The following is a 21,652-nucleotide window of genomic DNA, read 5'->3' as shown; positions in this document are numbered from 1 at the left end:
CCCTATAATAATTCCCAAAAACAGAGTTCACGGACAAATATAGATGCTTCCTCGTCGTTTAAATAATTTGTTCCATCTGCAAACTCTTCCCCATTCCATAAAGTTGTATGTCCACCTGCATCTACAAAGCCTTTAATTCTCATTACTACAATACCATTTTTCTTAAAGTTTTGCAACTCTTGTCTAAATGCTATATTATCATTTTTTGAATACATTTCTTTTGGATTGTATGGCTTTTCAAACCCCCATTTTACATATAAAAAATCCCTTATATATAGTAAATTTTATACAATCATTATTCAATTATCTGCGAGATACAATTTTTACTCTTTGGCATAATTGTGTAATCCTTAACATAGAGAGTTGCTTTGCCAAATAATCCTTGATGTAATGTGCCGTTAAAATAATAAATATTGCAGATAGGCGACACACCCTCATTTTTGCTAAACTCTCTTTCTTTTTCTGCACTTTCAAACTCTAATTCCAAATCTACGCCAATAAGATTTTGAGGGACTTCTAAATTCATGACATGCCATATTTCATTAGAAAGATTTGCGTTTTTATCTAAATCAATTTCACCATCTGTAAGTCTAGATTCTGTATCTTCTACCCTAAACACCCTATATCTTGGACACTCACATGCATACATCATATTTATCGCATACAATGTGATAGGCTTATCCACACTACACGCACAAAAGAATAACGACAATGCAATCAATACATATTGTCTCATATCATTTCCTTGTTAAAATTTATCCACCTTTTTTGCGTGGTTTTTTTGATGACCTTGCCATTTTGCCAAATAGCCCTTACTCCATGTCGATAATCTTGCTTTGTATTATCTTGCGTGTTATCAATATTTGGATTTGTTTTTGTGGTATGTCCCACAACATATCCTTGTGGAATTTCTTCGGATAGATTTTTTGAAATACTATCAATCACATAAAGATCTCCGCCAGATTCACAACCATGTATTTCAATGATTGCTCCTTTTGAAATAAATCGATCAAATTTTACATCATATATTGTCCTTTTTTCCTCATGAGTGTCCCAAGCAGTCAGTAAATCTGCGGTTTTACTGGCATAAAGACTTGCATTTAATTTGTTTTCTTTAATGTCTTCACTCAACAATTCTTTATACATTGAAGCACCTTTATACATATATAATCCCCATTTACTACCATGAAAAAATAGATCTAATGAAGCAATAGATTCTATATTTTGTTCATTAATTTTATCTACTATAGTTTTTGCTGAATCCACAAATTCATGTATAAAAATATCATTAGGATAATAGTGCTTATAATCTTTTAGAACATTTATAGAAGCATAATAAAATGCCGCATTGTCTCCAATTTTTCTTGCACCACCATAAAATAAAAGATGAACTTGTTTATTTCTTTGTGGAGTTGATTTTTGAATGCTTGTCCTTATTGTCTCTGCCCCCATAAAGTCTTTTTTTGGATTAAGTATAGTTATACCATCTTCGCTATTTTCCCTAAATCCCCATAATTTATCCTTATAACCACCATTTATAAGAGTAATAGTCAGTAGGGAATCTATGCTTTGTTGTTTTATGCTGTTTTGAGATTTTCTGTCAAGTTTAGCTTGTCTTTGTCTATCCCTAGATTCTAGTATAGAATCTAATCCATTAGCAAGTGTTATTTCTAGCTTTTGTGCTTTATAGGCTGTGTGTAGTGTAAGGATAGTAGCATTGCTAGGATTAGAATCTAATCCTATTTTTGCATAGTCTTTTATGTCTAAATCTTTATGATAGCAATATTCATATAAATATGTATATCTACCAACACCATACTCTTTATCATGGTATTCTTTATAGGCTTCTTTATAGATTTTTGGAATCTTTTGTGGGATAAGGAGTATAAGTAAAAGCATATTAGAATCCAGCTGTAAAGATACATATTTATACATATATTCTTTCATAAAAGATTGTTTAAGATTGGAATGCAATATAGAGAGTATATCTTGCAATGCTTTATCTAAGTTATGTATATCATGTAAATCTTTAGTATCTTTAGCTATATCAATAGTGATAGAATCTAGTGGAGTGTCATTATGAGATTCTATAAGTGTCATATGAAATTGGTAACTCATAAAAACCATTATTTCTTTTCATTTCGGTGTTTCTCTACTATTGCTTTAAATTTCTCTTGAATCTCGTTGTTGTAATAGATTTTTTCAAAGCACGTATTAACTCTCCCCTTATCAAAAGTTTCATATTCTAGATTTTTGTCAATATAGGCTTTTATTTCTTTAAAAGCTTGATTACCAAAAAGTTGCACCATATTGTCTATATGGTGTGGGTTTTTTGTTTCTTTTCTTGCTTTGCATTTGGGCATTTGATACATTTTATTTTCATTAGAAACATAACCTAAGCAATACATCAATGCCCATCTTACATAATATGTAGTAGGTTCTTTACTAAACTCATTTTCTGCTGACATTTGTTTTCCCGCATACGCCTTTGTTTCATCAAGGCAAAAAGCCAAACCAAATGATATGCCCAAAAAACATATAACTATATATTTCATCTTGCAATCTCCCAAAAATAAAATTGTGCTATATGTGGATAAGATTTGTTTGAGTCATTGAGATAATCATAGCCAAAAAGGTATAAAGATATATCAACCTCCTTATTCATTTCCACATCTACAAAATTACCTCCATTCCAAAGGGTTGTATGTCTTACTCTATTACCTTGCAATCTCATTGCTACAATACTTTTTGCATAGAATCACTTGCAATCCTTGCAGTATTTTTTGACTATGCGTTCTACTTCGTCTTGGTATTCTTTAGAGTCATAGAGATTTAGGCAGGTATAAAATCTACTAAAGTTTGATTTTTGATAATGATGCAATAATGTTTTATCGGTGATTGTAGCCTTATTGTCTATGTATGGCTTAAGGTCTGCTATTATATCCTCTCCATACGGAACGCCCAATTTATATCTATACCAACCCATAATCATAATATTAGGCTGTGTCTTATCAAAATTATTGCCCTTAATACAATACTCCATACCTATTCTTTTTATAATTTTTATTTTTTTATCATAAGAATAGGCTACTTTATCCACTTTCCCTACAAGCTCTCTGTTAAATTCTATATCATCGGCATTTAGATACATAAAAAACACACAACAAAACCATATCACTTTTTTCATTTTTTATATAAGCTCCCAAAATTCAAGTTTAGCTGTCCCTATATTAGTTAAATAATAATTATTAGCCACACCATTTACTACATCAACAAAATTACTTTCATTCCATAAAGTTGTGTGCGAATAAAATCCTTTCATTACCACAATGCCCTTCTTATTTTTAATTTGCTCTAATACCGCATATTTACCTTCATCTGTTGCTGTTATAGATATCTCTGCCTTACCCCATTTATCATTTAAGAATCTCCCCATATAATCTGCACCTAAGATATAAAGATATTGCTTGCCTTTACCATACATAGATTTATATTCTTTTGGCTTGATTTCAGTATGTAGTGGCATACCCCCATAATTTAGTGCATAGCTCACTTGCAAAGCACAAGTATTGCTATAATCTGCATAATCAGGACTTCTGCCAAAGAAATTTTTATGATTAATGTATTCGCTCAAAGGTGTGCCACCCACTAGGGCATATCTCTGCCATACAGAATCATCATAGCTATCATTTTGAATTTGTGTGAGTATCTCTTGGGCTTTCTGCTCTGCTGCTTTAGATGATATACCACGCCATACGCCATTATCTATGATAGCTTGTCTAAAGGTTTCTTGTAGATTCATATCATTCGGATTTGCCATATTGATTGTGTCGTATGCTTTTTTCACATCATCAAAATTTGGTCTTTTACACTTTATACTTGCACTTACAGTGCCACAAGTCGCTTTCCATTCAACTGCCATTATGTATCCTTGAATATATTTGTAATCACTGCTTGATTATCTTGTATTATGCCACGCACAATAAGGACTTGATTATTAGAAGATTCTAGCCTTACCTCCACTTCCTCCCCATTGTCATAACCTTGTGTTTTTATATGCAGATTCACATCACTAGAATGTCTTGAATCCTCTTGTAATCTCTCACACTCCTCCCCATAACTAAAATACACCTCTAGTATTTGTTTGTCTTTGTTTTCTTGTGTTGCTTTGGAATCTTTGCTTTCTTTATTTGTTATATGTAAGAGATTTGCTTGTGTATCTTTGTTTTCTGTCTCCTCTCTAAATCCCCAATGCTTCTCTTCATACCCTCCATTGATAACTTGAAGTGTGAGAATTGTATCTGTATTGTGTTCTTTATCTTTAGATTCTAGTATAGAATCTAATCCATTAGCAAGTGTTACTTCTAGCTTTTGTGCTTTATAAGCTGTGTGTAGCGTAAGGATAGTAGCATTGCTAGGATTAGAATCTAATCCTATTTTTGCATAGTCTTTTATGTCTAAATCTTTATGATAGCAATACTCATATACATATGTATATCTACCAACTCCATATTCTTTATCATGGTATTCTTTATAGGCTTCTTTATAGATTTTTGGAATCTTTTGTGGGATAAGGAGTATAAGTAAAAGCATATTAGAATCTAGCTGTAAAGATACATATTTATACATATATTCTTTCATAAAAGATTGTTTAAGATTGGAATGCAATATAGAGAGTATATCTTGCAATGCTTTATCTAAGTTATGTATATCATGTAAATCTTTAGTATCTTTAGCTATATCAATAGTGATAGAATCTAGTGGAGTGTCATTATTTGATTCTATAATACTATCATTAAGCTTTAGTCTATATATAGGGAGATTGTCTTTTTGTAATGGAGTGATTTTATAATGTAGCCTTAGTGTTGGTCTGTAAAGATTTATTTGTGATTCTAGCTTTTGTTTATTTTGAGTGTTAGAGTCTATTGGCTTAGGGGAGTTTATTCTAAATGTATTAGGCTTAGGTGTAGCAATAAGAGGGAATCCTTTATCACTAAAGACATTGCCACTAACTAAATCCTGCATTATGGGATAATCATCATTATATTTCTTTAATGCTCTAGCACTAGGGAGTATTACAGAAATAAGAGTGCATGGAGTAGGAATACCTGCGATATTATTAGTGCAACCTACTATGCTAGAGTTGATTAAATCAGATTCTAGAATCATAGGTATGCCTTTAGACTTAAAAGGTTTGCCTTTATTGCTCTTTAGTTTTACTACACCATTATGAGGACATTTAATCTCATTATCTTCTAATATTGGGTGCAAGAATGCGGTAGCGATTACATTGTCATGCTGAGCTGTAAGCGAAGAATCTTTTTGCTTTTGTGCTTTTTCTCTCTCTAATATTTCTTTAGATTCTGTGCTTTTAGATTCTAGCTTGATATTAAGGCTAGAATCTAAAAGAGAATAATTTAGGATTGTAAGGATAGAGTTGTTTAAAAAGATATGTAATGTGCTTAGAGTGTTGTTAGAATCTGTGCTATCTATTTTAGATTCTATGTAGTTAGAATCTACTTTGTTAATGAGTTGATAGATAGGCTTAGATTCATTTAATCCTAATGTAGATTGAGTATTACTAGCATCTAACTCACCAAAATAGCATTCTTTATGAGGCAGGCTAGATTCAGTGCCACCTGTGAGTAAGGTAGAGTAGAAAAAGACTTGTGTATTAGCAGAATGCAAGGAATCTAAAGTAGGTTGAGATTCTATATTATTAGATTCTCTTAAGCTATCGCTATATGCTTTTATAAGAGATTCTAGCTCTTGTATATCTAGTATGCTTTTATCTTTTAAGAATATATCTATTTTATTGTTGTGGATATGAATGAGATTAGACATTGAAATGTTTCTATTTAAAGCCTTAGAATCTAGTTTATCTAAGAATATGAGTTTAATGTTTTTATCTTGAGTATCTAAGATGAGATGGGAATATTTGCTGGTATCACTTGTATTGAAACTTGCTTGTTTTTGCTCTTGTCTTTGTTTTTCTTGTTGTTTTTGTGAATCTTTTAATGTAAATTCTCTTTGTTTAGAATCTAAGTTTTGTAAGGATTGTTCTAATATTTCTTGTTGCTTTTTCAGTTCTTGTGATTCTTGTTCTTGGCTTTCTTGTTTGATTTGAGATATAGAGTGATAGAGAGCTTTTCGAGCTTCTAGGTATTCAGCGGTTATAGAATCTTTGTTTGATATAAAGGTAAGATAAAATTCATCTTTATAGCCAAAATTATCAATAGCTACTTTATTGTTTAGTGTTGTTGTATTTTTACTATCCAGCACAATCAAAGGATTACAATGATAAAGGCAATAAAAATATCCTAGTTGAGTCTCATCTTGTAAATCTTGGAATGTTAGATTTTCTAAGTCGCTAGGGTTTAAATATGTGTAGTAGGCATCATTATTGTATAGAGTTTCTATCATTTCATAAAAACTTGAGAGTTGCCCTTTGTAATCATCTGGTAGCTGTAAGAGTATGTATTTAGAAATACTTTGTGTGTCCTTATGGTAATTTTCAATAAAATGATTAGTGTTTTTTAGCATTTATTTATCCTTAATAGCGAAGATTCTGAAGACTATTGAAGACATTAGCTTGCATTTGAGATATTTGCTCATCTTTTCTATTTCGATTCATTCTTAAAAACATACTCTCATCTTTTAAATCTTTGATTTTGTTGTATTCTAAAAGATTATCTACATTGCCGCTATTCATATGCATTAAGGCTTTTTGTAAAGAGTGAATGGTTGGCAGTATAAAGTGGGAGCCACTAAAAGCCCCCAGATTGATATAGTAATGCTTCCCATCTATATCTGTGCCTAGATTTTGTATAAGCTCATCTTGCCATTGATTATTATCTGGATTAGAATCATCATCAGATTCTATGTGGTGGATAGAATCTTGACAAGCTAAAGGCTGTTTTAAGAGATTATTGGCTTTTAAGGTATTTAGACATTTGATAAAAATCTCATTAACACTAAAGATTTTATAGGTATATGTAACACTAGATATTGCGACACCATTTCCCATGTAGCTCATGTTTGGCATGGAGAATGTCCTTACAAGAATAGAATGCTCTTTAAGATTTTCGTTATTAGTAAAATATTTGTGGATTTCATTAAGCAAACCATTATCATATCCAATGAGTGTGGTATCTCTTAAAAAACCACTTTTCTCTCCATACTCATATCCTCGTATCTTTTTAAACAATGCCATTTCTTTATCCTTAGCAGTAAGGATTGCAGAAACTATTTTATAAACCTTGCCTAATTTATCATTATCAATCCTTAGATTCTTAGCGCCCGGAGAATTAAATGTATAGACTTCTTTGACATTGTTTGCATTTTCTGCAGTAGCAAGGGATAATGTAAAGAGTTGAGCTAGACATCCACCTAGTGAATGCCCTACGATGATTAAGGGAGTAGATTCTGTAACATGCTTTTCGTCTATACAAGCACAATAAAACTTTAGCATATCTATGTATTGATTACTTGGGAGTGAGCTAAGGACTAGATTAGCATCAGAATCTAGCACATCATCAAAGAATCCAGAGGGAAACTCTGTGCCTCTTATGGCAAATATCTTTTGATTATTATCCTCTGTATCTTCAAAGAGTGTAGCAGAAAAGCCACTTGAAGTGTTTTCTTGGTGAGCTAAGATTCTAAAGCGATTAGTAAAAGCTATGGTTCTTTTGCTTAATGTATCATGTAAGCCTACTTTAGTAATATCATTATGCAAAGTTATATCTTTTTTACCAAAGCAAGTATTTATAGCTGGAATGCACCGATCTTTCTCTTGTCTTATGACTTTATCTGCATTAAATCGTGCTTCGATAGCACAGGCATAAGCTGTGTTTGTGCCTTTGGGTTTGATTGTTGGCTTATTATCTAAACCCAACACTTCAATATCGTGTTCTAATTTATCCCCGAAAGTTAGACTATCAGCTTTCACCTCTTTTTCATCTTTTGCATTTTGTTTAATGTAGTGCAATAAAGCATAGGAAGAATCAGCTATGTTTGCATAATCTAAGAATTTCTTAACTAACTCTGCTTTAGCATTATGAGTTTGTATATTTTTAGCCATTTAAAAATCCTTTGGTATCATTAAGTCTTTACATTCTAATATTATATCACCAGAATCTATGTAAAATCCCCCACCTTCATCACCTTTTAAAAAGATACCAAAATGCCTATAATAATAATTTTTATCATGTAAAAATGGATTCTCATTCTTCTTGTAATATAACATATTTTGATATTCAGTTATTTTGCCAGAAATTTTTTGCTGTTGGCTATCTCTTTTTTTCTCAAAATCGCTCATTAAATACTTCTTTTGCGTTTTCTCATCATAATAGCTCGGCTGAAAAGTCCTTTGGCTATCCAAAGCCTTATAGATTCTATATAGTTCCTCATCATAGATTGTATCTTTAGCCTCTTTACACAACCCCTTAAACTCATAATACTGCGGGTCAACATACTTAAAAGAGATTCCACCCATAATAAGTATAAAATAAAAGATAAGAGAAAAGCAAGGTAGAATCAAAGAAAAGTATTGAGAGTATTTTTTATGAAAGATTCTGTTAATAAGAAAGATTATAAAAATACCAAATAGTAAAAAACCAATGAAAAGAATAAAAGGTATGAAAATAAAAAATAATAAAAACCACATTGTAAATTCTCCAAATTAATGTTAATCCTAAAAGTATTGCTCTTAGGTGTGCAAGTGATAGGGAATCCTTTATCATTAAAGACATTGCCATTAACTAAATCTTGCATTATAGGATAATCATCATTATACTTTTTAAAAGCTCTTGCAGTTGGAAGTATAGTAGCTACCATAGTGCAAGGTGTAGGCACACCTGCTATATTGTTTGTGCAGCCTATAATAAAGCTATTTAATAAATCAGATTCTAAAATCATAGGAATATCTTTAGACTTAAAGCTTTTGCCTTTATTGCTTTTTAGCTGGACTACTCCATTATGAGGACATTTAATCTCATTATCTTCTAATATTGGGTGTAAGAATGCTGTGCTTGTTAGAGAATCTATGGGGGTGGATTCTTTTTGTGTCTGCTCTCTTTGTGTTTGTTCTTTTTCTAATATCTCTTTAGATTCGCTAGAAGTGCATTCTAACTTGATATTAAGACTAGAATCTAGGAGGGAATAGTTTAAGAGTGTTAGGGTGCTGTTATTTAGGAATATTTGGAGAGTTTGGGTAAAGCTCTCTTTAGAATCTTTTGTGTCATAGTCTGTTTCGCCGATTAAGTGATACACAGGCTTAGATTCTATAAACACGCCCTCTTTGTCTAATTCACCAAAGAATAAGGGATTGTTAGGAGTTTCTTTAGAGCCTGCAAGAGTGCAACCATCAAAAGTTATAAAGACATTGTATTCTTGAATGCTTTGTTTGTCTTGTTTGGTATAGGAATTAAGGATTGGGAGAAGTTCTTGTATATCAAGGATAAAATTATCTTTTTCTATGCTAAGGATTATGTCGTTGTCATTCTCAAAGATTCTAAACCTCTGTGTTTTAAATTGATTTCTCATTGTGCCATTCCTTGTGTTGCTCTAGGGTATAATGCTAGAGTTTCATTTTTATAGCATTTTATTAATAACTCATCGGCTTTGCGGTTTGGATTACAAAAGATTTGTGTCCTAGCCGTGATATATCCGATTAATGAAGTGGCAGTGTGGCTATCTTGTATCAGTGGATTAAGCTCTTTATCCACACTCACAAAAAATGAACTCTCTTGGATAGCAAAAAGATAGGCTAAAAGAGATTCTGCTTCTAAGCCTTTAATTACATCTTCTTTTAAGATTTGGATATACACTCCCTTTTCTTGTAAATACAATATTGCTTCAATGATGTTGCTTGTATCTTTTTCTAAGAGAAATTTTGCTTCCTTTGTTTTTATCTGGGCTTCGAAGACTCTTTGCTCTATGATAGCATAGAGCCAATTTGGTGGGCTTTTTACTTCATAATAACCATTTTCTCGTGCTTCTTTTGGAGCTTTTTCTGCTTCTCGTTTATAGAGAATCTTATGCACCGCTAAAGCAATGGTATTGCAATATTCCAAAGCCTTTTTGCATTCTCTATATTCTTTTGTATCTATTTCGTTATGTTCTTTTAAAAACTCATCTTTGTGTAGCTCGTATTCTGTTTTAACCTCTTTGCTTGTTGTGTCAATAAGAGATTCATTTACCTCATACAGATAAGCATAAAAGTATAAAATCTTTGCCATAGAAGTGATTCTATGTGAATCTAATCCCCCAAAGTTGAGATTTAAAAGAAAGTAATTTCCCTCTATGTCTTTGCCTAAATGCTGTGTGGCATTTTCTTTGATAGATTCATTAGCGTGGTGCTTTTCATTAGTTTTATTTTGGGATTCTATATGGAAGATTCTATCGCTTACGCTTAGTTTATAGCTCTCTTTATTTCTATTGTTGTAGTTATGGGTTAGAGTTTGATAGGCAAGCAGAAAAATATCGCTTATAGGATAGACTTGATAAAGTATCGCGTGAGCCATACCTGCATTAACAATATAACTATGTAAAAATATCTTATGTGGTTTTAGCTCACTACTAGGTATCTTAGAAAAATAGATTTGAAATGCTAGTGAGATATTTTGTTGCTGAGTTAGTGTATTTGCTAGAGTTTCCCACCATTCTGTGTTTGCATTGGGGTCTCCTTTTGTAATTTTAGCAAACATTGCCTGGGCTGGATTAGAAGCCTTAATAATACTTTCATCAACTTCATAGATTTGCTTAGAATCTAGTATGATATGCGGTTTTAGATTCTTCGCACCAGGTGCATTAAAGGTATACACTTCATTAATGATAGAATCTTGATTGAATTCAGTAGCCAAAACATCAGGATTCTTAGCAAAACAGAGGGCAAATATTTGAGCCAAACAACCACCTAGAGAGTGTCCTACTATATTTAAGCTTTTAGGCTTAGTAATCTCTGGATATTTCTTGGCACAAGATTCATAAAAAAGTATCATTGCATGGAGATATTCAAAAGGTATAGTAGAATCTTTAAGGAGATTCACAAAGTCTGTTGTGTAATCAGCAGAATCAAAGCTTCCTCGTATGGCTAAAGTATATTCTTTAGTTTCTTTATCTTGAAATAAACAAGCGTGAAAGCCTTCTTTTTGTCTATTATTTTTTGTATCAAATTTTGGATAGTAATCTAAAAGTTCATATTTTTCAAAAAAGTTTTTTACTTGAGTGGGAGTCATGTCGCCCTTGAGTTTGAGGGTATTAGTAAATGTGCTATCTTGTGTTTCATAGTTGTAGTATTCAACATTCATTACATCAATTAGCGTTATATCTTTAAATTCCCGATATTTATATTTATTGTTGGCAATCTCCCCAAATTTCTTTCCTATCAAATCATAATACCCATACGCAGCCTGTGCTAATTCCGCATTATCTTTGAGTTTGTTAATCATTTCTTTGTTTTTCATTACTTTGCTCCAAAAAAATAGGCTGTATCCCTAAATCTCTACAAGTAAAAGATCTTTCGTTCCACTCCCAAGAATACGCAGTAGAACCTTTTGGTTCTAAAAAATAACGATTTGTCTTAAAAAAACTTGCAAATGTTTTAATATATGTAATATGCTCTTTTGACACGCCATTATTATTAAAATATAAAGTAACATCATACCAATATTTTCTTGTTTTGTTGGCAAGCACATTACTTCTATATACCCTTATAGATGGTAAATAATCTGCATATTTGCCATCTATACTATTACTCAAATCTATTGCTACTTCTTTTAACCCTTCCCAATCCAAATTATCTAAATCTGTATCAAAATACCCTAGAATCTTATTATATTTATATTCATCATTTGGAAGCTCATTTAATTTACATATTCTCCTAAACTGCCAATAACTAGGCTCTACATAAAAAGAATAAGGTGTATAGTAAAAAATAATTAAAATAATACTTCCAAGAAAAACTAAAAACTTAGAGATTTTCTTTTTAGATTTAAAAATGATTCTATAAATAAATTTTAATATAAGATAGGAAAGAATAGTAGAAATTGACATTAAAAGAAAGATATAAATCATTAGACTGCCTTTTTAGATTCTAAATGAGAATTAAAAGTATAAACTTCATTAATATTTGCTTCATTGCTATCATCACATATACTTAAAGCAAGCATTTGAGCTAATGCTCCACCTAGTGAATGTCCTACTATATTTAAACTTTTAGATTCTGTCATAGCAGGATATTTTGCTTTGCATTGATTGTAGAAACTTAGCATATCATTATATTGTCCTTGTGGAATGTATCCTAGAGCCATTCTTGCATCTGTTTTTAAATCTCCTGTATCACTTGGCTCTGTGCCACGAATGGCTAAAGTGTATTCCTTAGTTTCCTTATTTTGAAACAAGGTCGCAGAAAAACCTGAATCTGTATTAGGGCAATGTTCTACAAGATCGTAGCGTTCAAAAAATCTTTTAGTTTGAGTTGGAGTGAAGTTTCCTTTGAGTTTATCATTAAATATCAAACCTGTATCTTGAACTCTATGATTCCGATAAGTCATATCTAAGATGTCATAGAAAGTTATAGTTGGATTATTTTTTCGATTTGTGTTTTTAATATCTTCGCCTTCAAACTCTTTTCCTATAAAATGAAAATATCCATAGGCAGCTTGGGCTAATTCAGCGTTATCCCTCATCTTGTTGATTAATATCTTATTATTCATTTCTTGGTCTCCAAGTTGTATTTTGTTATCTTGTTGCAATATAAATCTTCTTCACTCCAATAAAATCCACTTCCTTCATTGCCATCTAGGTAATAGCGTCTTGTATGCCATTTTCCAAGTATTATAGCCAAAGTGATATTACTTTTTTTAAAAATCTTTTCATTGCTATACAAACTTGCAAAAATAGAATACCTTGAGTTTCTTATTTCACCTATGAAAAATTCATATTCTACTTCATTAGGGGAGTAAAAATGTGCTTTCTCACCCATTGCCTCTACTTCCCTATTCAACTCTTCCCAATCTAAACTATCCAAATCTGTATCAAAATACCTTAGAATCTTATTATATTTTTCCTCATCATTTGGCAGTTCATTTAATTTACACATATTCCTAAATTGCCAATAACTAGGCTCTAAATAAAATGAATATGGTGGTGTGTAATAAAAGATAATTAAACCTATACTTCCAAGAAAGACTAAAAACTTTGAAACCTTTTTCTTTGATTTAAATGCTTTTCTATAGATAAGCCATAAAAGAAAATAAGAAAGAGATAGGGCAATACAAAACATAATTAGAAAAAACATTGTAATTCCTTTAGGAGTTTAGATTCTGCATTCTTTTGTTTGCGTTTTTCACCAAATAAAGTAGCAGAGAATCCTGAATGTGTATTTGGTTGGTGGATAAGTAAATCATACTTTTCAAAGAATCTTTTAACTTGAAGTGGGGCGAAGTCGCCTTTGAGTTTGTCATCAAAAATCCAACCTGTATCTTTAACTTCATAATCTTTGTAGGTAGAATCTAGGATGTCGGTTTGGGTGATAGTGAGATTATCTATTCTAGGGGAATTTTTAATTCTTTCATCTTTTATATCGAACTTTTTTCCCACTAAATCAAAATACCCATAACTAGCCCATGCAAGCTCAGCATTGTCTCTAAGCTTTTTGATTTGTTGTTTATTTGTCATTGCTTATCTCCTTGATATTGAAAAAATTTCCTTTTTATAATGTATGTGCAACCTATACTATCCTCGAACCACGTAAGATTATAACTAGCCATAGATTCTCGCTCTAAATGATAGCGTCTTGTATACCAAGCACCATGGACATTAATTTTAGTTAAATTTTGAGGTGCAAATCCATTTTTATTGGCAAATAAATTAACATAACCATAAATTCTTCTTGTTTTCTTTTCTGCTGGGGAAACTCGATATTCTACAATATCTTTTATATAATTATCGCTTCTTTCATCTAATTTTGCAGCCTCCCTATTCAACTCCTCCCAATCCAAACTCTCCAAATCTGTATCAAAATACCCTAGAATCTTATTATACTTCTCCTCATTGTTTGGTAATTCATTAAGCTTACACATATTTCTAAATTGCCAATAACTAGGCTCTAAATAATAAGAATAAGGTGTGTAATAAAAGATAAAGAGAAAAAATAGTATTACTAAAACACTGCCTATGTTATATTTAAAGCGAATAAACAAAACCAAAGGAATAATAATAAAAACTACATATAAAGGGATTTCTATAAGATAGATAATCCCAATAAGGAATAAGATTGTAAATTTTTTTAGAATCTTTTTTATCTTAATAAGATTCTTTTTTCTTTGAAGCCGTTTTTCCATTGTTGTCATTATTTGTGCCTATGTAGTAGTCATTTATTAAATCTTTGATTTGCTCGAGCTTAAATTCTGTGCCTCTAATAGCTAGGGTGTATTCTTTAGATTCTTTATTTTGGAATAAAGTAGCAGAGAATCCAGATTCTGTATTTGGTTGATGAATGAGTAAATCATAGCGAGAAAAGAATCTTTGTGTTTGATTGGGAGTGAAGTCACCATCGAGTTTGCCTACCTTTATTTCATCATCTGGTTTATGTGGATTTGATTCCACTGCAATGTATTTATTGTAAGTTAAGTCTAATATGTCGGTTTGGGTGATAGTGTCTTTTTGTCGCGTTTTGCTTTTTTTGTGAAACTTCTTTCCAACCAAATGAAAATATCCATAACTTGCCATTGCTAATTCTGCATTATCCCTTAGTTTTTTAATCCGTTCTTTGTTGGTCATTTTTTACTCCTCATTTTCTTTAACAATATCACCACAACCTAAAGTTTCCTCACTCCAATAAATTCCTGTCCCTTCGTTACCACTTAAACAATAGCGTCTTGTTTGCCAAACACTAGAAAAATACATGAAGTTGATATTATGGCGATTTATCTTTGACTCATTGCTAAAAAAAAAAGAATTGTCATCTCTATTCGTGAATTTTTATATTTCCAATCTGTTGCTGTTCGGTATTCAAATATATTTTTTTTGTACCAACCATTTGTTTGTTTAAGTTTCTCCACCCTACCATTCAACTCCTCCCAATCTAGTGTATCTAAACTTGTATCAAAATACCCTAGTATCTTATTATACTTCTCTTCAGTATTAGGTAATTCATTAAGCTTACACATTTTTCTAAACTGCCAATAACTTGGCTCTAAATAAAAAGAATAAGGTGTATAGTAGAAAATAAAGAGAAAAAAGAGTATTACTATAATACTTCCTATATTGTATTTGAAATAAAAAAACAAAACTAAAGGAATAACAATAAAAAATATTATGGCTAACATTAGGCTGCTTTCTTAGATTCTAAAGAGGTATTATAAGTATAAACTTCATTAATGATATGAGAATAGCTTAAAGCAAAGAGTTGAGTGAGATAGCCTCCTAAAGAGTGTCCTACTACATTAATCTTTGTAATACCTTTTTCTTGCATTAAAGGCTTTAGAGTTTCCTCATAAAAGATTAGCATATCAAAGTATTGCTCTATTACTTTATCCAAATCATCATTATTTGTGCCTATGTAGTAATCATTGATTAAATCTTTGATTTGCTCTAGGTTAAATTCTGTACCTCTTATGGCTAGGGTGTATTCCGAATCTTTAGAATCTGCTTTTGTGTCTTTAAAAAGCGTAGCAGAGAATCCTGAATGGGTGTTGGGTTGATGAATAAGCATATCATATTTATCAAAGAATCTTTTGGCTTGGGTTGGAGAGAAGTCGCCACCAAATAACTTATCATCAAAAAAACTATCTTTTAGCTTTCCTGTTTTTTCATCTCTGAAGTATTTGTGTTCTATATTGAGAATGTCAGAGTGGGTTGGATAAGTGTTTTGTAGTTCTTGGTCTGTGGTATTGGGATTTTGCTTTATTAATTCATCTCTTTTAATATCTCTAAAATGCTTTAACCTCTCTTTATCTATCTCATCTTTATTAAAATCATAATTAGGGTTTGCGAAATGGAAATACCCATAAGCAGCCCAAGCTAATTCCGCATTATCTCTCAACCTATTGATTTGTTGCTTGTTGTTCATCATCAATTCCTTTCTTCAAAATGACTACAACCTAATCTGCTTCCAGATAAATAAAATCCTGTTCCCTCATTACCTGCTGGGAGTCCTCTTAAATCACGCCACCAAACATTAAGCTCAATCAAAGAAATATTATCTAAATTTCCTTTAATGATATTGCCAGCTTCATTACTCCCCTTAAAAAGAATAGTGATACTGCTTTGAATCCTATCATTTTGTCGTTTTCTAAGTATACTCCAATTTCTTTTATTATCATTTAAATATTTAATGAAATCATCAATATTTGCATCAAAATACTTTAACACTTTATTATAATACTCCTCATCTAGCTTACCACCATTAGCTTGATAAATCTCTGGGTTTAACTTACATATATTTCTAAACTTATGAAAGCTTGGCTCAAGGTAGTAAGAATAAGGTGTGTAATAAAAGATAATCAATCCAATACTTCCAAGAAAGACTAAAAACTTTGAAACTTTCTCTTTGGATTTAAAGAGGATTCTATAAATAAATGTAAGTATGAGATAAGAAAGAATAGTAGAAATTGAAGTTAAAAGAATTATATAAAACATTAGACTGCCTTTTTAGATTCTGTGTTATTGTAAGCTATCAGCAAAGAATCTGACATTTTAGAATCTTGTTTTTGTTGCTCTCTTTGTGTTTGTTCTTTTTCTAGTATTGCTTTAGATTCTTTAGAGTTACATTCTAATTTGATGTTAAGACTAGAATCTAGGAGGGAGTAGTTTAAGAGTGTTAGGGTATTGCTACCTAGAAATACTTGGAGGGTGTTTAGGGAATTGTTAGAATCTCTATTGTTGCTTGTAGATTCTATAGAGTTAGAATCTATCTCACCGATTAAGTGATAGATGGGTTTAGATTCTATAAACACTCCATTTTTGTCTAATTCTCCAAAGAATAGGGGATTATTAGGGGATTCTTTAGAGCCTAATAATAATTGAGAATATAAAAAGATTTGAGTATTACTAGAATGCAGAGAATCTAAAGTAAGTTTAGATTCTTGATTGCAATCAATATGGGATTTTTGATTGCTAGATTCTGTGTTATTAGATTCTGTATATCTTTGTTTATAGTTCGCGATAAGAGATTCTAACTCTTGTATATCTAGCGTTGTATTATCTTTTATAAAAATGTCTATCTTGCTATCGTGGATATGGATAAGGTTACTCATTGAAATATGTAAGGTGTTAGAATCTAATTTATCTAAAAATATGATTGTAATACTTTTATCATTAGATTCTAAGATCATAGAATCTTGTTTGCTGAAACAATTTGTGTGTAATCCTGCTTGTATTCTCTCTTGTCGTTGTTTTTCTTTTTGCTCTTGTGTGTATTTCTCATAACTTAATTGCGAGATTCTATTCCGTTCCTTTTGATATTCCTTTAATCTTTCATCTTTTAATTGCATTATGGATTTATACAAAGCTTTTCTGGCTTCAAGGTATGTAGTGCTTAGAGAATCTTTTCCATATACAAAAATGTTTGCAAAGTCAGATTTATAGCCTAGTATCTTACTAGCATTTTCCTTTGTGATAAAGCTTTCATCGTTTTCTTTACAAATAGCAAAACTCTTGCAAGTGTATAAAGCTCTAAGCAAATGGATAGGGGAATCTTTTGTGAGGGAATGAATAGTCTCTAGGTCCAAAGGTTTAACAAAAAAGTTTTTATCCTGATTTCTGATATTAAAGAAATTTTCGCTCACAATATTTTCTTGTTCTTTGGCTATGTAGTGTAACTCATAATGTAAATCATCATATTGCATAGCTTGTCCTTTATCTCAATAACATTAATTGTTCCCAACCACACCAATAGCAATCTATCATAGGGGTAGAATCTTCTGTAATTCTGGATTGCACCAAAAGCTCGTCATAAATATTTTTTATGGATACTAAAATAATCAACCACCCAGCCACATTCGTTATTTTCATAGCTTTTAAAGCCCCTTTTACTGCCCCACTTCTTTTGAAATCATCAAATTTTGTTATCAATTTAACAGCATCAAGCTTTAATTCAATGGTTTCACTAGGGAGTATATGATTACCAAATTGTTGCATTATCGTTTCTGTATCTGCTATATCTATAGTGTAGATTCTATAAATTTCACTTTGTTGTAGAGCAGGTGGTAGTTCTTTATGACTATTTGGTAGATATGCAATGAGATTATCGACTGCTTTACTTAACTCTTGATTAAGCGTAAAGACTTCGGTATTAATGGTATGTGGGATAAAGCCATCAAGGCGTATTTTTACAAAGATATTTTTTCCTATCTCTGCTTTATGGATTTCAGAGAAAAGCAAACTCGCTCCTAGCTTTGCGGTTTGGGAGTTATAAGTATTAAAGTGCTTTTCTAAAAACTCTCTTTGTAGATATTGTGGAATCTTGTCTTGTATTTCTTTATCATTACAGACAAGCAGTCCTTCATCTAATTTCACATTATTTTTAAGTCTCTCATCAACTTGAATACTTACAAACTCATCAAGATTGCTATCATAAACACTAAAGTCAAAGGCAACTTGTTTTGTTATTTCATTAGCAATATTAACAGCCACATTGACATATTGTGTTGTGGTATTTTGTGTTACTCCTGTGGCATTAAAGGTATAGACTTTATTAACTTTATCAGGAAAAGAGAGGGCAAAAAGCTGGGCAAGATACCCACCAAATACATGTCCTGTGATAGTAAGTTTTTTATCTTGGATAATGGGCTTTACCTTTTCATCATAGAATCGCAACAAACTTAAATAATAATTGATAGATACCTCACCTCGAATAATCTTTATTCCAGACTTCACAGCATTCACAAGATTCCAATTAATCCTAAATATATCAATGCCCCTTATAGCTAGGATATATTCATTATCCTCTGTATCATAGAATAAAGTAGCAGAAAACCCTGTATCATTATCTTGGCTAAAGGCTAAGACTTCAAATCGTGTAATGAAGTGATTGGCTTGAGAATCGCTAAAACCGACATTGTATTTTTCAAAGATAAGATATTGAGATTCACTAAGGGCTTGGTGGTAGGTGGGATTGTCTTCATTGTTATTTGCTCTTTCTTTAAAAATTTCACTATTTCTATTACCAAACTTTCTTTCTTCATTCCCAAACATTCCTTCATTAAGCCCCTCACTATAACTCGCCCAACAGAGTTCAGCATATTTGACTAATTGCATATATTGTTGCATTCTTGTCATTTTAGCCACCATCTTTGTTTGATAAGTTCTTTGGTTTTGTTTATGGAAGCACAACCAATTATTCTCTCACTTTTGGGAATCATACCTATATCTATCCAAAGATATGTTTTATGTTTTTCAAAGAGATTTTCTGTTCCATATTCATAATAATAAACTTCCTTTACTTTTATTCGCCAAGATTCTTGTGTTAATTCTGTTTTGAGGTCAAAACCATAGCCTGTAGTTTGTATTCTCTCATAAATCTCCTGATTATATATAGTAGTCGTATCACCCCCATCCTCCTTGCACAACCTCTCAAATTCCCTAAAGCTAGGTTGCCACTCAAGTGGGACAAAGCTAAAGCCAAACCAAGAAAGCATAATAAGCGGATAAGGTAAGGCTAAATAAAGCTTTTTAACTCTTAGATTCTTTTTAAAGATTTTATTAAAGCTATATACGCAGAATCGTAAAAAAAGATATACCCATATACAAGAGAGAATAAAAAGTGTAATCCAACCAAAAAATGGAAAAGGAATAAATGTAAGAGGATAAAATAAAATAATATTAAGCCAAGTTAACAATACAAGCAAACCATACTTAAAAGTGTTTTTCATCGTTTTCCATAATTGCTTTTTGTTTTTTGGAGGAGATGGAGTGCCTAGTAAATCAAAGTCTATCATTATATTGTTTCCTTAGTCAATTCATAATGGCATCGTGTCAAAGATACTGCTTCTTAAGCCCACTAAATCGATATTATATTATTATAGTATAAATCTATACATTGCAACACATTGAGTATCTTTTTTAATAAAATCCATTATACCTACATCCTCATTCCCTACCTCACCTCCACCCTCATTCTCTCACACCCATTAGGCGCTAGTAATACCTTGCCTTGTATATGAAGTAAAGATATTTCTGTGTCATTTTCTTTATTTCCGTCTTTATTGCCCACATCGCATTCTCTCACATAATCCCTATTTGAATCTATAAAGCTTCCATAGCCATAGCTTAATTCATCTTTATTTCTTTTCTCTTGTAATAGCTTTATTATAAACTTAGGCATAATCTTTGGTACAATAAGCAAGTATTCATAGATACTATAAGTTATTCGTAGAGTAAGGATTCTATAACTAAAGAATATAGGATTATATATCTTGCTTATATCTTGTAGTATTGGCGTAAGAGTAGGATTAGAATCTAGTCTAGCATAATCTGTGTTTTTAGATAATGGGGGGGGGGGGTAGTGTTATCTCTAGTGTATCATTTGGCGCATAAAAGCCACTTTGTGAAGAAATGTATTGTTCTTTAGATTCTCTATTTTCATAAGTGCCTGGTGTGAAATAATATTCCTCTAAATCTCTATAAGGCGTAATAAGAGTGAAAGAGGGAATAGCAATATCTATTTGAGAATCTAGGGCTTCTTTACTTTGTGCCCTTGCATTATTAGGAGCTGGAGCATTAATCTTAAAAGTATTTTCTTTAGGTGTGCAAATAATAGGAAATCCTTTATCACTCATTACACCACTAGAGACTAAATCTTGCATAATTGGATAATCATCATTAAATTTTTTTAACCCTCTTACATTTGGAAGTATAGTAGCTACCATAGTGCAAGGTCCTCCACTAAGTATAGGATTAGTGCAACCTATGATAGAGCTATGTAATAAATCAGATTCTAGAATCATAGGTATGCCTTTAGACTTAAAAGATTTACCTTTATTACTCTTTAGTTTTACTACTCCATTATGAGGACATTTTAATTCATTATCTTCTAGTATGGGGTGCAAGAATGCGGTGCTTGTTGTAGAATCTATGGGGGTGGATTCTTTTTGTTCTTTAGTGGCTAGAGCAAGTCTATGTTGTTGTTCTGTTTGTCTTGAAGGCTTTGTTTGTGTAGAGAGATTGATACCAAATCTTTTATCTATTGGTTGTATCTCTTTAATACCGCTTATATCATCATTATGGCTAGATTCTCTGCTATTATCCCTTTTTGTTGTGTTGGTTTTCATTATTTTGCAGCCTCTTTGTTATCTCCATAGATATTACTTCTTGTCTTTCCTTTATGCTTTATATAATTAGCTATAGGCATGATAATAGTAATTTGTCATACATAATCTTGCATTATTATATAAGACTTCTATATTATCACGCTCATCACTAATATCACTTCTCCATTTTCTCCATAGAAATATCTAGGCTTATTCATATCTTCTTTACCACCCCTAAGTGCTAAAGAGTAAAAATACACATCACAAGGCAAGTTAAAATCTAATCCCAAATCTTTTTCTAAATGCTTAGAATCTATAATGCTGTTGTCTTTGGCAAAGATGGTGATTTTGTTAGAATCTTTAACTAAACCTACACCTACAATTTTATTCATTCTACT

Annotated in this window: 25 protein-coding genes and 1 pseudogene; all 26 read right to left on the bottom strand. The window is 31.5% G+C overall.

The window, feature by feature from the left end:
- Positions 1-2 precede the first annotated feature (2 nt).
- The gene (locus tag XJ32_RS03050; RefSeq protein WP_254422455.1) at positions 3-215 is read right to left on the bottom strand and encodes a T6SS effector amidase Tae4 family protein; all 213 of its coding nucleotides are present in this window, start codon (positions 213-215) and stop codon (positions 3-5) included.
- An 80-nt stretch (positions 216-295) separates the two neighbouring features.
- Entirely contained in the window at positions 296-736 is a 441-nt protein-coding gene (locus tag XJ32_RS03045) for a hypothetical protein (protein WP_077388313.1), read from the bottom strand.
- Positions 733-2,118: a hypothetical protein gene (locus tag XJ32_RS03040; protein WP_254422454.1), complete on the bottom strand. Its 1,386-nt coding sequence runs from the start codon at positions 2,116-2,118 to the stop codon at positions 733-735. The genes XJ32_RS03045 and XJ32_RS03040 overlap by 4 nt, the downstream gene beginning before the upstream one ends.
- A gap of 8 nt (positions 2,119-2,126) precedes the next feature.
- Complete coding sequence (locus XJ32_RS03035; RefSeq protein WP_005219845.1) at positions 2,127-2,555, bottom strand: hypothetical protein; 429 nt, start codon at positions 2,553-2,555, stop codon at positions 2,127-2,129.
- A gap of 203 nt (positions 2,556-2,758) precedes the next feature.
- Complete coding sequence (locus XJ32_RS03025; protein WP_005023007.1) at positions 2,759-3,187, bottom strand: hypothetical protein; 429 nt, start codon at positions 3,185-3,187, stop codon at positions 2,759-2,761.
- A 3-nt stretch (positions 3,188-3,190) separates the two neighbouring features.
- The gene (locus XJ32_RS03020; protein WP_005219847.1) at positions 3,191-3,922 is read right to left on the bottom strand and encodes a type VI secretion system amidase effector protein Tae4; all 732 of its coding nucleotides are present in this window, start codon (positions 3,920-3,922) and stop codon (positions 3,191-3,193) included.
- Positions 3,922-6,543: a hypothetical protein gene (locus tag XJ32_RS12670; protein ID WP_020995721.1), complete on the bottom strand. Its 2,622-nt coding sequence runs from the start codon at positions 6,541-6,543 to the stop codon at positions 3,922-3,924. Before XJ32_RS12670 ends, XJ32_RS03020 begins: the two co-directional genes overlap by 1 nt.
- A 10-nt stretch (positions 6,544-6,553) precedes the next feature.
- Positions 6,554-8,080 carry a lipase family protein gene (locus XJ32_RS03010; RefSeq protein WP_005219849.1) on the bottom strand — a complete coding sequence of 509 codons (1,527 nt, stop codon included), beginning with the start codon at positions 8,078-8,080 and terminating at the stop codon, positions 6,554-6,556.
- Entirely contained in the window at positions 8,081-8,494 is a 414-nt protein-coding gene (locus XJ32_RS03005; RefSeq protein WP_155761443.1) for a hypothetical protein, read from the bottom strand.
- A 95-nt stretch (positions 8,495-8,589) separates the two neighbouring features.
- Complete coding sequence (locus tag XJ32_RS03000) at positions 8,590-9,543, bottom strand: hypothetical protein (protein ID WP_367635285.1); 954 nt, start codon at positions 9,541-9,543, stop codon at positions 8,590-8,592.
- Positions 9,540-11,465, bottom strand: coding sequence for a lipase family protein (locus tag XJ32_RS02995; RefSeq protein ID WP_254422453.1), 1,926 nt, complete (start codon positions 11,463-11,465; stop codon positions 9,540-9,542). Before XJ32_RS02995 ends, XJ32_RS03000 begins: the two co-directional genes overlap by 4 nt.
- A complete protein-coding gene (locus XJ32_RS12665; protein ID WP_254422452.1) occupies positions 11,443-12,075 on the bottom strand; it encodes a hypothetical protein in 633 nt (210 codons plus the stop codon). Before XJ32_RS12665 ends, XJ32_RS02995 begins: the two co-directional genes overlap by 23 nt.
- Entirely contained in the window at positions 12,075-12,716 is a 642-nt protein-coding gene (locus XJ32_RS02985) for a Tle-like phospholipase domain-containing protein (protein WP_077388312.1), read from the bottom strand. The genes XJ32_RS12665 and XJ32_RS02985 overlap by 1 nt, the downstream gene beginning before the upstream one ends.
- A complete protein-coding gene (locus XJ32_RS02980; protein WP_005219889.1) occupies positions 12,713-13,285 on the bottom strand; it encodes a hypothetical protein in 573 nt (190 codons plus the stop codon). Before XJ32_RS02980 ends, XJ32_RS02985 begins: the two co-directional genes overlap by 4 nt.
- A 2-nt stretch (positions 13,286-13,287) precedes the next feature.
- A complete protein-coding gene (locus tag XJ32_RS02975) occupies positions 13,288-13,680 on the bottom strand; it encodes a hypothetical protein (protein WP_077388311.1) in 393 nt (130 codons plus the stop codon).
- Positions 13,677-14,204 carry a hypothetical protein gene (locus tag XJ32_RS12660; protein WP_437339628.1) on the bottom strand — a complete coding sequence of 176 codons (528 nt, stop codon included), beginning with the start codon at positions 14,202-14,204 and terminating at the stop codon, positions 13,677-13,679. Before XJ32_RS12660 ends, XJ32_RS02975 begins: the two co-directional genes overlap by 4 nt.
- Positions 14,205-14,307: 103 nt before the next feature.
- Entirely contained in the window at positions 14,308-14,784 is a 477-nt protein-coding gene (locus XJ32_RS02965) for a hypothetical protein (RefSeq protein WP_077388310.1), read from the bottom strand.
- A gap of 3 nt (positions 14,785-14,787) precedes the next feature.
- Positions 14,788-15,332 (bottom strand): annotated as a pseudogene (locus XJ32_RS02960) (hypothetical protein).
- Positions 15,332-16,075: an alpha/beta fold hydrolase gene (locus XJ32_RS02955; protein WP_077388309.1), complete on the bottom strand. Its 744-nt coding sequence runs from the start codon at positions 16,073-16,075 to the stop codon at positions 15,332-15,334. Before XJ32_RS02955 ends, XJ32_RS02960 begins: the two are co-directional and overlap by 1 nt.
- Before the next feature lie 2 nt (positions 16,076-16,077).
- Complete coding sequence (locus XJ32_RS02950; protein WP_077388308.1) at positions 16,078-16,644, bottom strand: hypothetical protein; 567 nt, start codon at positions 16,642-16,644, stop codon at positions 16,078-16,080.
- The gene (locus XJ32_RS12655) at positions 16,644-17,852 is read right to left on the bottom strand and encodes a hypothetical protein (RefSeq protein ID WP_254422449.1); all 1,209 of its coding nucleotides are present in this window, start codon (positions 17,850-17,852) and stop codon (positions 16,644-16,646) included. Before XJ32_RS12655 ends, XJ32_RS02950 begins: the two co-directional genes overlap by 1 nt.
- 10 nt (positions 17,853-17,862) lie before the next feature.
- Complete coding sequence (locus XJ32_RS02940) at positions 17,863-19,284, bottom strand: Mbeg1-like protein (protein ID WP_077388307.1); 1,422 nt, start codon at positions 19,282-19,284, stop codon at positions 17,863-17,865.
- Positions 19,281-19,943, bottom strand: a complete 663-nt coding sequence (locus XJ32_RS02935) for a hypothetical protein (RefSeq protein ID WP_254422448.1) — start codon at positions 19,941-19,943, stop codon at positions 19,281-19,283. The genes XJ32_RS02940 and XJ32_RS02935 overlap by 4 nt, the downstream gene beginning before the upstream one ends.
- A gap of 158 nt (positions 19,944-20,101) precedes the next feature.
- Positions 20,102-20,329 (bottom strand): hypothetical protein, encoded by a 228-nt coding sequence (locus tag XJ32_RS02930; protein ID WP_077388306.1) that lies wholly within the window; start codon positions 20,327-20,329, stop codon positions 20,102-20,104.
- Between the two features lie 157 nt (positions 20,330-20,486).
- On the bottom strand, positions 20,487-21,275 hold the full coding sequence (locus XJ32_RS11725) for a hypothetical protein (RefSeq protein WP_254422447.1): 789 nt from the start codon (positions 21,273-21,275) through the stop codon (positions 20,487-20,489).
- 128 nt (positions 21,276-21,403) lie between these two features.
- Positions 21,404-21,646, bottom strand: coding sequence for a hypothetical protein (locus tag XJ32_RS02920; RefSeq protein ID WP_077388305.1), 243 nt, complete (start codon positions 21,644-21,646; stop codon positions 21,404-21,406).
- Between the last annotated feature and the right edge of the window lie 6 nt (positions 21,647-21,652).

This window comes from Helicobacter bilis, assembly GCF_001999985.1.
Lineage (GTDB): Bacteria > Campylobacterota > Campylobacteria > Campylobacterales > Helicobacteraceae > Helicobacter_A > Helicobacter_A rappini.
The sequence above is the reverse complement of the archived record's forward strand: the minus strand, read 5'-3'. Positions and strand labels throughout refer to the sequence as shown.

Excerpts from the sequence above, each read along its gene's own strand:
- XJ32_RS03050 (WP_254422455.1), bottom strand. The coding sequence starts at position 215 with ATGTATTCAAAAAATGATAATATAGCATTTAGACAAGAGTTGCAAAAC.
- XJ32_RS03045 (WP_077388313.1), bottom strand. The coding sequence starts at position 736 with ATGAGACAATATGTATTGATTGCATTGTCGTTATTCTTTTGTGCGTGT.
- XJ32_RS03040 (WP_254422454.1), bottom strand. The coding sequence starts at position 2,118 with ATGAGTTACCAATTTCATATGACACTTATAGAATCTCATAATGACACT.
- XJ32_RS03035 (WP_005219845.1), bottom strand. The coding sequence starts at position 2,555 with ATGAAATATATAGTTATATGTTTTTTGGGCATATCATTTGGTTTGGCT.
- XJ32_RS03025 (WP_005023007.1), bottom strand. The coding sequence starts at position 3,187 with ATGAAAAAAGTGATATGGTTTTGTTGTGTGTTTTTTATGTATCTAAAT.
- XJ32_RS03020 (WP_005219847.1), bottom strand. The coding sequence starts at position 3,922 with ATGGCAGTTGAATGGAAAGCGACTTGTGGCACTGTAAGTGCAAGTATA.
- XJ32_RS12670 (WP_020995721.1), bottom strand. The coding sequence starts at position 6,543 with ATGCTAAAAAACACTAATCATTTTATTGAAAATTACCATAAGGACACA.
- XJ32_RS03010 (WP_005219849.1), bottom strand. The coding sequence starts at position 8,080 with ATGGCTAAAAATATACAAACTCATAATGCTAAAGCAGAGTTAGTTAAG.
- XJ32_RS03005 (WP_155761443.1), bottom strand. The coding sequence starts at position 8,494 with ATGGGTGGAATCTCTTTTAAGTATGTTGACCCGCAGTATTATGAGTTT.
- XJ32_RS03000 (WP_367635285.1), bottom strand. The coding sequence starts at position 9,543 with ATGAGAAATCAATTTAAAACACAGAGGTTTAGAATCTTTGAGAATGAC.
- XJ32_RS02995 (WP_254422453.1), bottom strand. The coding sequence starts at position 11,465 with ATGAAAAACAAAGAAATGATTAACAAACTCAAAGATAATGCGGAATTA.
- XJ32_RS12665 (WP_254422452.1), bottom strand. The coding sequence starts at position 12,075 with ATGATTTATATCTTTCTTTTAATGTCAATTTCTACTATTCTTTCCTAT.
- XJ32_RS02985 (WP_077388312.1), bottom strand. The coding sequence starts at position 12,716 with ATGAATAATAAGATATTAATCAACAAGATGAGGGATAACGCTGAATTA.
- XJ32_RS02980 (WP_005219889.1), bottom strand. The coding sequence starts at position 13,285 with ATGTTTTGTATTGCCCTATCTCTTTCTTATTTTCTTTTATGGCTTATC.
- XJ32_RS02975 (WP_077388311.1), bottom strand. The coding sequence starts at position 13,680 with ATGACAAATAAACAACAAATCAAAAAGCTTAGAGACAATGCTGAGCTT.
- XJ32_RS02965 (WP_077388310.1), bottom strand. The coding sequence starts at position 14,784 with ATGACCAACAAAGAACGGATTAAAAAACTAAGGGATAATGCAGAATTA.
- XJ32_RS02955 (WP_077388309.1), bottom strand. The coding sequence starts at position 16,075 with ATGAACAACAAGCAACAAATCAATAGGTTGAGAGATAATGCGGAATTA.
- XJ32_RS02950 (WP_077388308.1), bottom strand. The coding sequence starts at position 16,644 with ATGTTTTATATAATTCTTTTAACTTCAATTTCTACTATTCTTTCTTAT.
- XJ32_RS12655 (WP_254422449.1), bottom strand. The coding sequence starts at position 17,852 with ATGCAATATGATGATTTACATTATGAGTTACACTACATAGCCAAAGAA.
- XJ32_RS02940 (WP_077388307.1), bottom strand. The coding sequence starts at position 19,284 with ATGACAAGAATGCAACAATATATGCAATTAGTCAAATATGCTGAACTC.
- XJ32_RS02935 (WP_254422448.1), bottom strand. The coding sequence starts at position 19,943 with ATGATAGACTTTGATTTACTAGGCACTCCATCTCCTCCAAAAAACAAA.
- XJ32_RS02930 (WP_077388306.1), bottom strand. The coding sequence starts at position 20,329 with ATGCCTAAGTTTATAATAAAGCTATTACAAGAGAAAAGAAATAAAGAT.
- XJ32_RS11725 (WP_254422447.1), bottom strand. The coding sequence starts at position 21,275 with ATGAAAACCAACACAACAAAAAGGGATAATAGCAGAGAATCTAGCCAT.
- XJ32_RS02920 (WP_077388305.1), bottom strand. The coding sequence starts at position 21,646 with ATGAATAAAATTGTAGGTGTAGGTTTAGTTAAAGATTCTAACAAAATC.